This window comes from Paenibacillus sp. EKM212P (genome assembly GCF_011066115.1).
Classification (GTDB): domain Bacteria; phylum Bacillota; class Bacilli; order Paenibacillales; family Paenibacillaceae; genus Paenibacillus; species Paenibacillus polymyxa_B.
Genome location: NZ_JAAMNR010000003.1, coordinates 56434 through 73059, shown reverse-complemented (window position 1 = coordinate 73059; position 16626 = coordinate 56434). Strand labels below are relative to the sequence as shown.

General features: G+C 44.2%; 11 protein-coding genes. All 11 read left to right on the top strand.

Annotated elements, in window-relative coordinates; genetic code table 11:
- The first annotated feature begins 46 nt into the window (after window positions 1–46).
- The 11 genes from ftsE to G9G54_RS09530 all read left to right on the top strand — a co-directional run bounded on the left by ftsE (window position 47) and on the right by G9G54_RS09530 (window position 16569).
- Window positions 47–733, top strand: coding sequence for a cell division ATP-binding protein FtsE (ftsE, locus tag G9G54_RS09580; protein WP_023990620.1), 687 nt, complete (start codon window positions 47–49; stop codon window positions 731–733).
- Entirely contained in the window at window positions 723–1640 is a 918-nt protein-coding gene (ftsX, locus tag G9G54_RS09575) for a permease-like cell division protein FtsX (RefSeq protein ID WP_013312238.1), read from the top strand. Before ftsE ends, ftsX begins: the two co-directional genes overlap by 11 nt.
- Before the next feature lie 87 nt (window positions 1641–1727).
- Window positions 1728–3011 carry a M23 family metallopeptidase gene (locus G9G54_RS09570; RefSeq protein ID WP_023990619.1) on the top strand — a complete coding sequence of 428 codons (1284 nt, stop codon included), beginning with the start codon at window positions 1728–1730 and terminating at the stop codon, window positions 3009–3011.
- Between the two features lie 207 nt (window positions 3012–3218).
- The gene (locus G9G54_RS09565; RefSeq protein WP_165177631.1) at window positions 3219–4685 is read left to right on the top strand and encodes a S41 family peptidase; all 1467 of its coding nucleotides are present in this window, start codon (window positions 3219–3221) and stop codon (window positions 4683–4685) included.
- A 165-nt stretch (window positions 4686–4850) separates the two neighbouring features.
- Complete coding sequence (locus tag G9G54_RS09560; protein ID WP_165177629.1) at window positions 4851–6167, top strand: PDZ domain-containing protein; 1317 nt, start codon at window positions 4851–4853, stop codon at window positions 6165–6167.
- 177 nt (window positions 6168–6344) lie between these two features.
- Window positions 6345–6902, top strand: coding sequence for a class I SAM-dependent methyltransferase (locus G9G54_RS09555; RefSeq protein WP_023990616.1), 558 nt, complete (start codon window positions 6345–6347; stop codon window positions 6900–6902).
- 273 nt (window positions 6903–7175) lie between these two features.
- Window positions 7176–7559: a hypothetical protein gene (locus tag G9G54_RS09550; protein WP_023990615.1), complete on the top strand. Its 384-nt coding sequence runs from the start codon at window positions 7176–7178 to the stop codon at window positions 7557–7559.
- A gap of 301 nt (window positions 7560–7860) precedes the next feature.
- Complete coding sequence (locus G9G54_RS09545) at window positions 7861–11925, top strand: glycosyl hydrolase (RefSeq protein WP_165177627.1); 4065 nt, start codon at window positions 7861–7863, stop codon at window positions 11923–11925.
- Between the two features lie 929 nt (window positions 11926–12854).
- The gene (locus tag G9G54_RS09540; RefSeq protein WP_238807880.1) at window positions 12855–14063 is read left to right on the top strand and encodes a HEAT repeat domain-containing protein; all 1209 of its coding nucleotides are present in this window, start codon (window positions 12855–12857) and stop codon (window positions 14061–14063) included.
- A gap of 2 nt (window positions 14064–14065) precedes the next feature.
- On the top strand, window positions 14066–14734 hold the full coding sequence (locus tag G9G54_RS09535) for a hypothetical protein (RefSeq protein WP_165177623.1): 669 nt from the start codon (window positions 14066–14068) through the stop codon (window positions 14732–14734).
- Window positions 14735–15171: 437 nt separating this feature from the next.
- The gene (locus G9G54_RS09530; RefSeq protein WP_165177621.1) at window positions 15172–16569 is read left to right on the top strand and encodes a helix-turn-helix domain-containing protein; all 1398 of its coding nucleotides are present in this window, start codon (window positions 15172–15174) and stop codon (window positions 16567–16569) included.
- Window positions 16570–16626: the final 57 nt, after the last annotated feature.

Genomic DNA, 16626 nt, shown 5'->3' with positions numbered 1-16626 from the left:
GATATTAGGTTATGCGTAATATGATTAAGCAGCGGGAAGTGATCGAGTGATTGAAATGCAGGATGTGTGGAAGACCTATACTAACGGAACCCACGCACTTCAAGGAGTATCGGTCAGAATTGACCGTAATGAATTTGTATACGTAGTCGGCCCGTCTGGAGCGGGGAAATCGACTTTTATGAAGCTTATTTATAGAGAAGAAGTACCTACCAAGGGGCAAATTTCAGTCAATGGTTTTAATATCGGGAAGCTCAAGCAGCGTAAAATTCCCTACGTTCGTCGTAACATCGGAGTCATTTTTCAGGATTTCCGGCTTTTGCCGCGTTTGACGGCTTATGAGAATGTGGCTTTTGCTATGGAAGTTATTGAAGCTCCCAAGAAGCTGATTCGCAAACGGGTACCAGAAGTGCTTGAACTGGTTGGCTTGAAAACAAAAATGAATCGTGAGCCTGCCCAGCTTTCCGGTGGGGAGCAACAGCGTGTAGCGATTGCACGGGCCATCGTGAACAATCCTTCCGTGATCATTGCCGATGAACCTACGGGAAATCTGGACCCCGAAACATCGTGGGAGATCATGCAGTTGCTGGACGAAATTAATTTTCGGGGCACGACTATTGTAATGGCGACCCACAATAAGGACATCGTGAACTCCATGCGTAAACGTGTAATTGCCATTGAAAATGGCAACATCGTAAGGGATCAGGTAAGAGGGGAGTACGGATATGACTTTTAACACCTTCTTACGTCATGTGCGGGAAGGTTTCAAAAACATATTCCGCAATGGCTGGATGTCCGTGGCATCTGTCACCTCGATTATTGTGTCATTACTTATATTGGGCGTATTTATCATGCTGGTGCTCAACGTCAATTCCCTGGCTGATCAGGCAGATAGTCAGGTGGAGGTTAACGTATTTCTGGAGCTAAATGTAGAGCAGAACATGCGTGAAACGCTGCAAAAGGAAATTGCGGCGATGCCGGAAATCAGCAAAACGACCTTTGTGACTAAAGCTCAGGGTTTGGAGGAGCTGCGCAAAGATTTGGGAGACAGCGGCAAGGAGCTGCTGGAGGGTTTTGACAAGGACAGCAATCCACTCCCGGACAAAATTGTGGTAGAGGTTATTGAACCAACAACGGTTCCATTTGTGGCCGAAAAGATTGAGAAGCTGAATACGTTGCATCCAGAGAAGCCGATTTTAAAGGTTCGTTATGGAAAAGGCACCGTAGAGACACTCTTTACGATTACGAAGCTTATTCGTAATGTAGGCTTTATATTCGTCGCCGGACTGGCGATCATGTCCATGTTCCTCATCTCGAATACGATTCGAGTGACCATATTGGCACGACGCAGAGAGATTGGCATTATGAAGCTGGTCGGTGCGACCAACTTTTTTATACGCTGGCCGTTTTTTATCGAAGGTGCGCTTATCGGTCTCATTGGTTCCTTGATTACCGTAGGTATTTTATTTACTGGCTATCAGCGTTTGCTCACAGCCGTACAGGGTGATATAGCTCTGAATATGTTGAAGCTTATGCCACTTGAAGGCATTTGGATTCAGTTGAGTGCATTGCTGATTATTTTGGGGATGCTGGTCGGAATTGTTGGCAGTACCCTGTCCATGCGCAAGTTCTTAAAAGTATAAAAGAAGCGTTGGCTGGACGTCGTGTTCGATATCAATTAGAACGGGGAAGCCCGGTGTTATTTTGCGATAAAGGATGGGGAGTGCAAGTTGAAAAAAACAGGATCTGTGTTGGCCGCTACCTTGGTAGCCGCATTGCTAATCCAGCCTTCTGACGGATATGCCAAAAGCATGAGTGAAATCAATTCGCAGCTGAACCAATTGGAAAAGCAGGCCCAATCTGCTAAGCAACAACAGGAAAAGGCTGCTCAAGATAAACAGTATGCTCAACATTACAAAAATAAAACCGTGCAAAACCTGAAAATTGTGCTTGCTCAGATTAACAGCGTCAGTGATCAGCTGACTCGTGTTGCGGTTCAGATTGACCAAACGGAAGATAATCTGCGTGCGACTAAAAAAGATTTAGCCGAGGCCATTGATCGTATCCAGTCACGGGAAAAAATGCTGGAAACCCGTGTGCGCTTGATGTATACGGATGGAACCGTCTCATATATGGACGTGCTTATGTCTTCGTCCAGTTTTAGTGACTTTCTCAGCCGGGTAGATTCCCTGAAAACGATCGTGGAGCAGGATCAAATCCTGTTGGACGAGCATAAAAAGGACAAGGCATTGGTCGTAAGCAAGAAGAAACAGCTGGACACGGAATATAAAAATGCCAAGAAGCTGTATGCGCTCAAGCAGGACGCTAAAGCAGAACTGAATTCGAAAGAGAAAGAGAAGCAAAGACTGATTTCCAATTATGATCATGATATTGCGGAGTCAGATGAAATCAGCGAAGAGCAAAATGACATGCTGGTAGCACTCGCTAACAAACGTGTGGGTCTGGTGCAGGAGAAGAACAAGCTTAGAGCGGAGCAGGCTGCCAAAGCAGCACGCGCTAGAGCGGCTGCACGTGCGGCTGAAGCCAAACGATATGCATCTTCATCCTCAGGTGCCGCCTCGAATTCCAGCCATGCGGCAGCCAGCACGTATACAGGCGGAACGGGCACATTGGCTTCGCCTGTATCCCATTACCGACTTTCATCTACTTTTGGCATGCGGGTACATCCGATTACTGGCAAGCTTAAAGGCCACACAGGTGTTGATATGGCGGCTCCGCAGGGAACCGATATTCATGCAGCCGAAGATGGTGTTGTCATTGTTGCCGAATGGTGGAGTGGCTATGGAAACACAGTTGTGATTGACCATGGAGACGGACTATGGACCCTATACGGACACATTCGCAATGGCGGTACGGTGGTTCATACCGGGCAGACTGTGAAACGGGGTCAAAAAATTGCAGAAGTTGGTTCGACAGGCAATTCCACAGGACCTCACTGTCATTTTGAGGTGCGCGAAAATAACAAACCTGTAAATCCGATGAACTATTTATAGTAGATAAGGTAAGCCCTATTTATAGCCATTACGGTTGTAGATAGGGCTTTGCTTTCATAGCTTGTTACCCGATGAAGAACATGTGCATTGAGACACAGAGTAGGATACAATTAACATATTCCGTACAAGCTAGACGTATACTTCGTGGATGGATATGCGTTGTAAGGCAATAGGATACAAGATAATGAGAAGGCGGTGGACGATTAGATGTTGAAAAAAAGTACAGCGATACTCTTGATGGTGATCGGGCTGCTTGGCGGCAGTCTGCTCACTTTTGCCTATACTGGAACGACTACAGTAGGGAACAGCGCTCTGGGCGAAGGACTGCTGGCGAGTGTGACAGGTAGCAGTTCTACCTCCAGAAGTGATATCCGCAAAATCGAGACGGCGATGGACCTGATTCAGGGACAATATTATCAGGATGTGGATCGTACCAAGCTGGTGGATGGCGCCATCAATGGTATGATGGAGTCGCTCGGTGACCCGTATTCCTCTTATATGGGTAAAGAAACTGCCCAACAATTCGAGCAATCCATTGAAGGCTCTTTTACCGGGATCGGAGCCGAAGTAGCTGCCGAAAATGGGAAAGTCGTTGTAGTCACGCCAATTAAAGGCTCCCCGGCTGAAAAGGCAGGGTTACGCTCTAAGGATATTATTTTGTCTGTTAATGGTGAAACACTGGACGGATTGGATCTAAACAAGGCCGTTTCCAAAATCCGTGGACCTAAAGGCAGTCAGGCGAAAGTCAAAATTCAGCGCAGCGGCTCTCCAGATGCACTCGAATACACGATTACCCGTGACAACATTGATATGGAAACTGTAACGGCTCATATGGAAAGCGACGGTGTAGGCGTCATCACGATCACCCAGTTCTCCTTGAATACAGCAGAACGTTTCAAGGAAGAGTTAGCGAAGCTCGAAAAGCAAGGGCTTAAAGGGCTCGTCATTGACGTGCGTAATAACCCGGGTGGCGTGCTTTCCGTCGTCATTGATATTGCACAGCAATTTGTACCTTCCGGCAAAACGATTGTACAGGTGGAAGACAAGAATCAGAAGCGTGAAGAAGAGAAATCCAAAGGTTCACGCAAAAATTACCCTGTGACTTTGCTAATGAATAAAGGTAGCGCAAGTGCGTCCGAAATTCTGGCAGGTGCTCTCCAGCAATCAGCAGGTGCTGTGTTGATCGGGGAAAATTCCTTTGGTAAAGGTACTGTACAAACCAGCTATGACAAGCAAATGGGTGACGGTAGCCTGCTCAAAATCACGATTGCCAAATGGTTAACGCCAAATGGAACGTGGATTCATAAAAAAGGGATTAAGCCGAATATTGCGGTCGAACAGCCTGAATACTTCACAGCAGCACCGTTGAACAAGGAAAAGTCCCTGAAATACAATATGAATAGCAGTGATGTGAAAAATGCACAAATCATTCTGCAAGGCTTGGGTTACAAACCAGGTCGCGAGGATGGCTATTTTGACAAAGTAACGGAAAGCTCTGTTATTGCTTTTCAAAAACAAGTGAAGCTGACGGCTAGCGGCATCATTGATGCGAAGACAGCAGCAGCGATGGAAGCCAAGCTGATTGAGAAAATTCGTGATCCGAAAAATGATAATCAACTCAAGCAGGGGATTGAAGAGATTCGGAAGGAAATGAAGACAAGTGTAGCGAAATAATAGTGAGGCTACAACAAGGGGGCTGGAAACAGCCTCCTTTTATATTGGGATTTATTTGCAGTCTGTCGGTTTGTCTTCCCTACGTTGGCAATTTCATATAGAATAAATGGATATGAAATGTACGTGATCCGCTATACAGCGGGCCAGGGGCATTAAGGAGTGTGAATGGACTTGGAATGGGCATTACAATGGGGATGGAGCGTCTTAAATGCTTGCCTGCACCTGCTTTTGCAGCCGTTTTATTATATCTCGATACTCATTGTCGCACTTGGTTATCGTCGGCAAATGCTGCTGGAGCGCAAGCTATTTCATACCAAAATGCATAGCTGGGCTGCAGAGACCTGGCGTGTCGTATGGAATGGTTTGCTTGCTGGAATGGCGCTATCTGCTCTGGGGATGTTCGTCAGCGTGCATCTGAACTCGGCTTCCATCGTATGCCTGTGGGTAGCGACATTACTGCTCATGCTGGTACGCGTCCGTTACCTGTGTCTCGCTTATTCGGTAGGTCTGCTAGGTGTGGCTCAATTTTTCGTAAACGTGGCCAGTGGCTGGCAACCTGGGGGAGCGCTCGGAACATCAGTAGCAGCTATCCGTGGATTGGATATTCCAGCACTGTTGGTGCTGGTCGCCGTGCTGCATGTGGCTGAGGCGTTGTTGGTTCGCTGGCAAGGGGGGAAGGCGGCCACTCCGCTGTTTGTCGAGGGCAAACGGGGAAGATTGGTTGGCGGTTATCGTATGGAAGACCTCTGGCCCATTCCGTTGTTGTTGTTGGTACCGACTCAGGGAGGCTTCATGCTTCCCTGGACACCTTTGTTCGGCGGCGATGCCGGAACCGGGTATATGCTGGCAGCCTTGCCAGTCCTGATGGGCTTCAGCAGCGTGACGCTAGGCCAGCTACCACGACAGAAGGCGGTACTTACTTCGAACCGTTTGCTCCTGTATAGTGTGGCTTTACTTCTGCTGAGCTTGCTGGCTGCATGGTGGAGTCCGCTGATATTGTTAGCAGCGTTATTCTCCTTTCTGGCTCATGAGGCGCTGATCTGGTATGGTAATATAGAGGAAAGTCGTCTTAGCCCGATGTTTGTCCATCCGGAGCAAGGGATGCGTGTTCTCGCTGTGCTGCCAGACAGTCCGGCGACAGCCATGGGCATACTGCCGGGCGAGGCCATTTACCGCGTGAATGGGATTGTTGTGAATACCCGTGCCGAGTTACACCAGGCCTTGCGGATCAACTCTGCTTTTTGTAAGCTGGAGGTACGCAATCTGCAGGGCGAGAGCAAGTTTGTGCAGCGAGGCATGTACGATGGCGATCATCACCAGCTAGGGGTTGTGCTTGCACCTGATGCAGACGCGAGCTGGGCCGTATCCATACAGCCAGCCTCCATCTACCGGATTGTTGCCATGCACATAGGCGCACGCCAACGTAAAGCTGGACAGGCATCGCAGGCAGAGAAGGCACATTTGGATACCATGGACAAATAGATGTTACAACAAGAGGGTAGTCATTATTTGATTAGAGTCGAATAAGGCTACGCTCTTTTTATATGCCGACAGTAGCCTGCTTGAAATCAATATTCTGATCGGTATACAATGAATATGTAATAAGAAGCGTTGATGAACCGAATGCCTATCATGTGTGACAAGCAGGGAGAGGAAAAGATGAACGCAATCCACTTTATTCGAGAGTACATCAGGCATCCACGCAGCGTAGGCGCTGTTATACCCAGCTCAAGACAGTTGGCCAAACAAATTGCCACACCGATTTACTTTGACAAAGCATCGTGCATTATTGAATATGGTGCAGGAACCGGTGTGTTTACGCAAGAGCTTATTTTGAACAAGCGTCCAGAAACGCTACTTTTAGTGATTGAAGCTAATGAATCGTTTTACAAAACGCTACAAAGCAAGTACGGACACTTGGAGAGGGTACACATTATTCATGGATCGGCTGAGCATGTAGCTCAGTATATACGACAGTATGAGGTCCCAAAAGTGGATTATGTCGTGTCAGGGCTCCCTTTCACCAGCTTGCCCGCTGCATTATCCAGCCTCATTTTGGGACAAACGGCTGAGGTTTTGGGCCAGGAAGGCAAATTTATTACGTTCCAGTACAGCAAGGTCAAACACAATTTTTTCCGCACCTTTTTTGCTGACATTCAGATTAAAAAGGTAAACTGCAATGTTCCGCCCGCTTATGTGTTCACTTGCAGCCTGTAACTTTGCAGCTATGTAGAGGATTAGAATAAATACGAATGTGAATATACGGATGATTATGAGAAGACTTGGTCAGCGTCATTGAGATGCTGAAACGGTCTTTTTTTGTTGTGCACTTTTATGGATATATAAGAAGGGGATATGTTAAAAAGCAAAATTCATTTAAGGAATCATATTTTAAAATGGGGCTTAACCTATATATTACATAAGATGGAACCCGCTAGATTTTTGTAAGATTCATGATAAATCTGAACTTTTGTTAAAGGAGATTTATATATGGTAAAACCGCTGATATTCATGCGTTGGTGTGAGTACTATGAGTTAAGTGACCGTGAGACGGATTTTGTATCTTTTTTTATGATGAATTTCTCGGCTGCCCGTTCAGGCAATCAACCGAAGCTTAGGGAGCAGTTTGTTGAAATTCAGAAAAAAACCTTTCCTGAATACCCGTTTGATATTACCCCGGAAGAACTGGATTACTCCAAATTCGAAGGCTTGATGAAGCAAGTGCTGAAAATTCATTTTGACACGGCCGAGCTGCTATACTCCTTCTATCTCCAAAAGCTGTGCGCGCCTTTGGCAGAATACATTTTATCCACTGGAGAGTCAGAGCCTGCACGCATCTATTATAAGCTTATTCAAAAGGATAAAGTGCGCTAGGGAAGACGAGTGTGGATGAGCAAGAGCTATTGGGATACTCAAGCTATATGGTTATTTAAGAAATTAATACTATCTAATTAAAATAATAGTTAAAAATGTCAATATACCTTTGTGTTAAGGTAATATTATAAATCCAGTTTCAAAGAAAGAGGGTGTTGTCTTCGGCTGGAACATTTCAAGCAGGGATATGACGCTGCAACGGAACGATAAGCTCGTTTGGGGACAGGAAAGGGGCCTTAAAGCCTCAAGGAGGGGCATTCGTATGGGTGCCGCTCTTTTTAAATTGAAGGGAGGAAGAGGCATGAAGGGGAAAAATTGCAGGGGTATTTTGTCCAAGCGTTCCAAATGGCTGCCGATCGTCATGGCATGCACGATTATAGCAGTGGGGGCTGTACCGGCTCCAGCTGTAGTTCACGGTCAAACGGCAAAGACTGTTACCATTAAAGTCGATACATCCAAGGATCGTAAGCCTATTAGCCCTTATATTTACGGTACGAATCAGGAGTTGTCAGGCGATGAGAATCTGACTGCCAGACGACTTGGTGGCAATCGAATGACCGGATATAACTGGGAAAACAATATGTCCAATGCAGGAAGCGATTGGGAGCAATCCAGCGATAACTATTTATGCAACAATGGCGGTCTGACAAAAGCTGAATGTGAAAAGCCGGGGGCGGTGACGACTTCGTTTCACGATCAATCGCTGAAGCAGGGCACATATTCTTTAGTCACACTGCCGATGGCCGGTTATGTGGCCAAGGATGGAAACGGAAGTGTGCAGGAAAGCGAAAAGGCTCCTTCCGCTCGGTGGAATGAGGTCGTAAACGCTAAAAATGCGCCGTTCCAACTACAGCCTGATCTGAATGACAATCAGGTTTATGCGGATGAATTCGTCAACTTTTTAGTGAAAAAGTACGGCGTTGCTTCAACAAAAACAGGTGTGAAAGGATACTCGCTCGACAATGAACCCGCTCTCTGGTCGCATACGCATCCGCGCATTCATGGTGAAAAGGTCGGAGCGAAAGAGTTGGTAGAGCGGTCGGTAAGTTTATCCAAAGCCGTTAAGGCGGTTGACGCGGGTGCGGAAATTTTTGGGCCCGTCCTTTACGGTTTTGGCGCCTATAAAGATCTTCAAACTGCACCTGATTGGAACTCTGTAAAAGGCAACTACAGCTGGTTCGTGGACTATTACCTCGATCAAATGCGCCTCAGCTCGCAAGCTGAAGGCAAGAGATTGCTGGATGTTTTCGATGTGCACTGGTATCCTGAAGCGATGGGTGGAGGCATACGAATTACAAATGAGGTAGGCAATGACGAAACGAAGAAAGCCAGAATGCAAGCGCCTCGTACTTTGTGGGATCCGACCTACAAGGAAGATAGCTGGATCGCTCAATGGAACAGTGAATTCTTGCCTTTACTGCCTCGATTAAAGCAGTCGGTGGATAAGTATTACCCGGGAACCAAGCTGGCTTTGACTGAGTATAGCTATGGTGGCGAAAATGATATTTCCGGCGGTATCGCTATGGCCGATGTGCTGGGCATCTTGGGCAAAAACGACGTTTATATGGCAAACTACTGGAAGTTAAAGGATGGTGCCAACAACTACGTTAGTGCCGCTTACAAGCTTTACCGCAATTATGACGGAAAAAGCTCTACTTTCGGTGATATCAGCGTTCATGCGCAAACGTCGGATATTGTTAATAGCTCGGTGCATGCTTCCGTAACGGATGCATCCTACAAAGAACTGCACCTCGTTGTCATGAATAAAAGCATGGACAGTGCATTCGACGCCCAATTTGATCTTTCCGGCGAGACGACTTACGGTTCCGGTAAAGTATGGGGCTTCGACAAAAATAGCTCGCAAATTAAGGGAGCAGCGCCAATCACGCAAATTTCAGGCAACCGCTTTACCTATACAGTACCGCCTTTGACGGCTTATCACATCGTGTTGACTGCTGGCAATGATACGTCTGTGCCACCTGTGGAAGGTCCTGAAAGCTTTGCCCTGAGGGCTGAGGCTGGCGATGGGAAAGTCGATTTATCCTGGGACGCTTCCAGCCGAGTTGTAAGTTACAGTGTACAGCGGGCAACGTATGAAAACGGTCCTTTTGCTGCTGTAGCATCCAACTTGGTCGAAACGTCTTATACGGATACGAACGTAACGAACGGCACTTCTTATTATTATAAAATAACCGCACAAACAAAGGCGGGAACGAGCGAATCCAATGTTTTGAAAGCGGTTCCGCGAACGCCTGTAGACGGACAGGATCGCTATGAAGCCGAAGATGGCACGCTGAAGGGAACCATTGTGGAATCCAGCGGGACCGGCTTCTCCGGTACTGGTTATGTAACCAATTTCCACAATGCAGGGGATTCCCTGACGATGACGATTCAGGCAGAGGCGGCAGGCTTGTACAATCTTACAATCGGCTACCGTTCGCCTCATGATGACAAACGCACCAACTTCTCTTTAAACGGCAAAGCGTCTGGCGAGCTGGTACTTTGGAAATCGGCTGATTTTAAAGAAACCTCCGGTGGTAAGGTTCTGTTGAATGCAGGGGCGAATACGATCGGTTTTGAAACAGGCTGGGGCTGGTATGATATCGACTACGTCAAGCTGGAGCCAGCTGCTGACCGTCCACCACATGCAGTAACCAAAACGCTCACCAATCCGAATGCGACGGTAGAAGCAAGAGCATTGATGAACTATCTGGTTGATCAATACGGGAAGAATATGCTTTCCGGTCAAGAGGATATGCCCGAAATTGATTGGCTTCAAGCGAATGTAGGTAAAAAGCCGGCTATTGCGGCACTTGACCTGATTGACTATTCCCCAAGTAGAGCGGAACACGGTCTTAGTTCCACAGAGACGGAAAAGGCGATTGAATGGGATAAGCAAGGGGGCATTGTTACCTTTGCATGGCACTGGAACGCGCCGAAAGGTCTGATCGATACACAGGGAAAAGAATGGTGGAGAGGCTTCTATGCCGATTCGACTACATTCGATATAGAATATGCGATGAATCATCCAGAGTCCGAAGATTATAAATTGCTTATTCGCGACATCGATGTGATTGCAGGGCAATTGAAGAAGTTGCAGGATGCGAAAGTTCCTGTCCTGTTCCGTCCTTTGCACGAAGCGGAAGGCAAATGGTTCTGGTGGGGCGCTAAAGGTCCTGATCCTGTTAAAAAATTGTATATTTTGATGCACGATCGTTTGACTAATGTGCACAAATTGAACAATCTGATCTGGGTCTGGAACTCTGTTGCTCCCGACTGGTATCCGGGAGATGAGTATGTGGATATTTTGAGCTTCGACTCTTATCCACAAGCAGGCGACTACAGCCCGCAAATTGCAAAATATGAAGACCTTGTTACATTAGGCAAGGACAAAAAGCTAGTTGCCATGAGCGAAAACGGACCTATCCCGGACCCTGACCTTATGAAGGCGTATCAAGCCCATTGGAGCTGGTTCGCTACATGGTATGGGGATTTCTTGAGAGACGGCAAACAAAACAGTCTTGAGCATTTGAAAAAAGTGTATAATCATCCGAATGTCATTACGCTTGAAAAGCTCCCGACTAACTTAAAAACGTATGGCATTACCGAGCAACCATCAGTACCAGGCAGCTTCACGCTGAACGCAGCGGGCGAAACGGCAAAAGTAAAGCTGAGCTGGACAGCATCGGCAAATGCCGCAAGCTATGAAGTGAAGCGTTCGACGGCTGAAAACGGTACGTTCGCCACAGTTGCGAGCGATGTATACGGAAGCAGCTACACCGACATAGCCGTAACGGCAGACACGATGTACTATTACCAAGTCGTAGCGAAAAACGATGCAGGACAGACGCTTTCGAACACGGCTAGCGCAGCACCGAAAGCGGATACTCAGCAGCCGACAACGGGACTGGTGCTCCAGTATCGCACAGCGGATACAAATGTGAACGACAATCACTTGAACCCGCATTTCCAAATTGTAAACAAAGGTACAGCCTCCGTACCGATCAACGAGTTGAAACTTCGCTACTACTACACGATCGACGGTGACCGTGACCAGACATTCAACTGCGACTATGCGGTGCTGAGCTGCTCGAAGCTGAATGGTAAGCTGGTTAAAATGGATAAAACTGTAGGAGGTGCCGATTATTATTTGGAAGTCAGCTTCAACTCGAATACTGGCGTGTTAGCACCTGGAGGAAGCACGGGCGAAATTCAAACCCGTATTCATAAAACAGACTGGTCGAACTATAACGAAAGTGACGATTACTCGTATAAAGGCACGCAGACTTCATTCGCCGATCATACGAAGGCTACGTTGTACCATAACGGCATACTTGTCTGGGGAACCGAACCGACAGCTAATTAAGACAGGCGTCTGATATAAGGTGACATGTGAATCAACCGATTATTTCCATTTTGAAATTAGATAAATACCATCGCTGAAATGAGCAGGGGGATTTAGTTTCCCACCTGCTCATTTTTTTGTACAAGAAAACCCCCAGTTCGACTGGGGGTTCAGGAAAGCTTATAGCTAAGTTTACTAGGGATAACAAAGGATGGACAAGAGCAGTTTGGCACGCCGATAGTAACCACCCAAGCCGATCTCAGTTTGGCACGCCGATAGTAACCACCCAAGCCGATCTCAGTTCGGCTGACCGACAGGCAAATTCTCGAGACTCGTCTTTTTATTGATTATTCTGTAAAAAAATGAAATGATATGTTTGTTTCGATCTTTTTTGTAACACATCAAGAATTATAATTTCATTATAGCCAGTGGAAAGGAGGATAGGTTTAAGAATAATTGGCTCAGTGGATGCAGGGACGAACTCGGAAGAAACCTGCTAATAGCGACTTGCATTTTAACAAAGAAGCAAAATCACCTGTTTCAAAGGAGGCGTAGGTATAAGGTAATGCCGCATTTTGAAATAAATTTTTATCTTGTTCTTTTTATTAGACGATCCAAAATCAAACCAATAAGATACCAGAAGCCTAGTGTAGTCAAGTATATAACAGGCATTGGAATATTTGCTTCTCGCACAAATCGAAATGATTCGTACATCCAAACCAAAGGGCTAATGATAGCCAATAAAAAATTATAGTCATCATAACCGGAAATATTTATAGTAATTACTAAAATTGAGATTAGAATCAACCAAAAGCGAAATGATTTCATCAACCATACCTCCAAACAAATATTTACAGTTAACATAACATATAGTCGTCGTTGTAGCAAAAAAATAATACAACAAAGTATACACTTACTTCTTGGACGGTATGAGTTAATTTTCATTAAACATGAAAGAAGGTCAAGTGATGAAAATAAATAAGACGGTTGTAACAATCGGGACTACCATTCTCTTAATTTCCTCTGTCGTTCCTGCTTCTCTAGCATTAAATGCTGCCTCAAAAGATTCGACAGGCTTTGTTAAACCAACCATATCGTCGCTTAAAGATTTAGATCATGTCGAAGTATTGAAATCGCTGAATAACGCTCAAACAGTCAACTTATCAGTGTATGGTGATTCAGATAGCCGGGGAAAACAAACTGAATATTTGAAAACATTAAATGGTAATGAGTTATTCGAGACACTTGGTGAACTTTCCATTTATGACGAGCCAAATTTTGAAAAATATGCAGAATCCATTTTACCCTATTTAAAAAAACAATGGCAGGGAAAAGTGCCTGCTGGAGTCTCAGATATCGTAACTGACCAAGAGTATAATTCAAAATTAAGAGCGTTTATTATAGATATACTGGCTAATGGTAACAAATTGGATAAAAGAAGTCTCGAAAAGATTAAAACCGTTATAGAAAATAAGAGTGAGGACGAAAATCTTCGAAGATATGCTTTATTGCAACTAGAGCCACAAAAAGATGCTGCATTAAGTGCTGAAGAAAAGTCTATTAATTTGAAAGCAATATTTGATGATTCTAATGAATCTGTTCAAGTAAGGTCCGCCGCAATTACAGCTATGCGGAGGTTAAATGATCCTCATTTTAAAGTGGTCTTATCTTCTTTAAGCAAAAGTGAGAACGCGAATGATCCTTTACTTCGCACTTTGGTTACAAGCGCTGCAAAAGCCGGAGAGCTAGATAATTATACGGAAGTTGTGAAGAAAATTCTTAATGAAACTAAGGATGAGCAAGTTTTTGAAAGTACAATATACGCGCTTGGTGTTTCTGGTGGTGAGGAAGCAGTAAATCTAGTTGTACAGCATCAGGGGAAGTTTAAGGGCAATGCAGAGGAAATTGGTAAGTACTCCTTACTAAGAAATTTGAACACCATTTCATCCATGTTGAAAAGTCAATCTGATGATAAAATCATAACAGCTTTAAAAGCATCAGAGATTATCAATTATGGAGAAGTGTACCCTGACATAAAAGAAATCCATAAAAATTCCAAAAACTCAGAGGTTATCAAATCAGCAGAACACGCTTTAGAGACGATTATACCGGAAAATCTTGTTGATGAGTTTAATACCAAGAAGTGGGAGGGGAAATAATAATGCATAATATTTCGCTTCTAAATAAAAAAGTACTGTTAGCTATACTACTTCCACTATTAGTTTTACTAGGAGCTAGTTACACTCACGCGGCAGATAGAGGTGATGCAGGATATAGAGAGGGGGGATGGCTTACTTTTGGAAGTGACCATGGTGGCGTACGCGGAAATAGTGGTGTGGTTTATGAAATTAGGGGCATTGCCAGTGGGGTTGTATTGAGTGATTTTGATAGCTTTAAATCTGGTAAAACATTCTATGGGTTTTATACCAATCCTTCTATAACAGATTCGAAAAGAGGTTATATTGTAAGCACGGTTGCTGCAATGACCGCCGATCCAGACATTTCTTATACTGCTCAAGCGCAACTTATGCATGACGATCATCGCTCATCATCCTACGTCCATGTTGATGAAATCACAGATATACGTTGCGATGGGGTTATCGAGTATGCCTATGAATATAATGATGTGTATGTATGGGGACCATCTAATACTAGAACAAGCTCAGGGAATCCAACAGATTTTGATATATCAAGTAAAGTAAATGTAGAATATCACGCAGATTTAGGATATGATGAGCCTTGGTTAGAAGTTAGTCCAAGAGTACAGCGTGGAGCGGCAACGGTAGATAACCCTACAAAATGGACTCAATTACGCCCAAGAACCTCGTAAAATGACATAACTAGTACACTAATCAGTCTTTGAACTGTAGATACAATCGTTTGAGTTTTATATGTATACGGGCGTCTTCGGTAGTATTACGCCTGCTTATCAATAGCAGCATTAGCAGTGCAGTATTCTCTAGATTTCACTAAAAGGAAAAACGAAGGGCATTCTTGGATAAATCCGAGAGAGCCCTTTTTGCATTAAATAATCAGTACTTTAATGAAGGGCTTGAATGTTGAAAAAGGGATGTGTTCCAAGCCCCGATTGTCATGGGAAATCATAAAAAAAAGACTTCTGTCTAAGGCATCATAAATTAAAGTGGATATATAGACCATATATTTCACTATTTTCGTAATTTTGTACTGAAATGAATTTCCTATAAGATGGATTTTACATATAAGCACCACTTACGCTATGTCTAAAACTTATTGAGGGGGATTGGCATGGAACATACACCTACGATCCGCTCCAAGATAGAGACAGAACTAAAGCAGAGGGGTTACACATTTAGCAGCTTCAGTAAAATATCTGGAATTAACCGTGGTACATTCAGTACCATGCTGAACAGTAACCCGCCTAAGCCGATCTCGGTTCGGCAGATGGACTTGATTACCAAGGCACTGGGATATCCCGAAGGCTGGCTGTATGAGTTGTACATAGATGAATGCTTCTACGAGGGAAAAGGGCACTGGAAACGGATTAAGCCTTTTTTAATGCGTTGTGTGGAGTTAGGAAGAAAGGACTGTATTCGAAGGGTATTGTCGAGGCTAACCGAGGACTTGTCCTATGTATCGACGGTATTTGAGTTTGCAGAAGAACTGCACGAAGCAGGCAAGGAAAAGGAAGCGATCCCCTTTTACGAGTGTGTGGTAGAGAACGAAAGGTACCATCATTCCGAGCGGTTGGCAATCAGCCAGTTTAGGCTATTTTCTTGTTCTTTAAACAAAGATTTAGAGAATAATCGTCAACAAGCTATAAAATTTGCTCCTTATCGCAAAAATTTGCCTGAATCTCATCAATTGGATGCTTTATTAAAGCTGGCAAATGTGTACTACCAAGTTGATGATTGTGAGACAACTATACGATATACAAGAGAACTTGAGGTAATTGCCACAAATATTTATCAGCAGCAGATTCAGGTTAGATTAAGAAAACGTGAAGTTAAGCCTCTAAATACAGAAAGACATCTAATCGTCTATTATGGTCAAGCCTATTTAACGCAGGGGAATGCCTACGAGAAACAGGGGTTATACAAAAAAGCTATGGAGTTCATCCCCTACTATGCAAATTTAACTGATTTTGAAGGTCTAGATGAGGTTGGTATGTTAGAGGCACGGAAATTTGAAATGTGGGCGGAAGCAAACCGCTTGAATTTAGAAATTCTGATGGGAGATATGACTAATTTACCTGCCTATGTAGAACTTATTAGGAATAATCCTCAGGAAATATTACTTGGGTTACTAACCATATTAGAGTCTGCCAATACTTATAATTATATGATAGACGAATATTTAATTCTTTTTGGAGAGAATATTAATGAGTTTAGAGACTTACGTACAAATATTTCTTATTACAAGACGAATTATAATCTAGCAAACTATTCCCGTTTTTTTCTTGAGCTTAGTCGCTACTATTTTAATAAAGGGAACTATTCTGAGGCAATAGACTGTATGCTGAATAGTTTAAAGGCAACTTCACAGTTAAACGATAAGGCTTACTATATCAAGTCTATCACGTTGTTGTTTGAGAAATATAAGGATCATTCGACACATGAACAACGGACAGAATATGAAAAAGTGATTAAAGCAGTGGAGAACAATATCAAGGAAATGACTTTTTAGAATACAAAAGGGCTATATAATCTACTACTCTAAGTAAATTATATAGTCCTTTTGACA

Excerpts from the sequence above, each read along its gene's own strand:
- ftsX (WP_013312238.1), top strand. The coding sequence starts at position 723 with ATGACTTTTAACACCTTCTTACGTCATGTGCGGGAAGGTTTCAAAAAC.
- G9G54_RS09565 (WP_165177631.1), top strand. The coding sequence starts at position 3,219 with ATGTTGAAAAAAAGTACAGCGATACTCTTGATGGTGATCGGGCTGCTT.
- G9G54_RS09560 (WP_165177629.1), top strand. The coding sequence starts at position 4,851 with ATGGACTTGGAATGGGCATTACAATGGGGATGGAGCGTCTTAAATGCT.
- G9G54_RS09555 (WP_023990616.1), top strand. The coding sequence starts at position 6,345 with ATGAACGCAATCCACTTTATTCGAGAGTACATCAGGCATCCACGCAGC.
- G9G54_RS09550 (WP_023990615.1), top strand. The coding sequence starts at position 7,176 with ATGGTAAAACCGCTGATATTCATGCGTTGGTGTGAGTACTATGAGTTA.
- G9G54_RS09545 (WP_165177627.1), top strand. The coding sequence starts at position 7,861 with ATGAAGGGGAAAAATTGCAGGGGTATTTTGTCCAAGCGTTCCAAATGG.
- G9G54_RS09540 (WP_238807880.1), top strand. The coding sequence starts at position 12,855 with ATGAAAGAAGGTCAAGTGATGAAAATAAATAAGACGGTTGTAACAATC.
- G9G54_RS09535 (WP_165177623.1), top strand. The coding sequence starts at position 14,066 with ATGCATAATATTTCGCTTCTAAATAAAAAAGTACTGTTAGCTATACTA.
- G9G54_RS09530 (WP_165177621.1), top strand. The coding sequence starts at position 15,172 with ATGGAACATACACCTACGATCCGCTCCAAGATAGAGACAGAACTAAAG.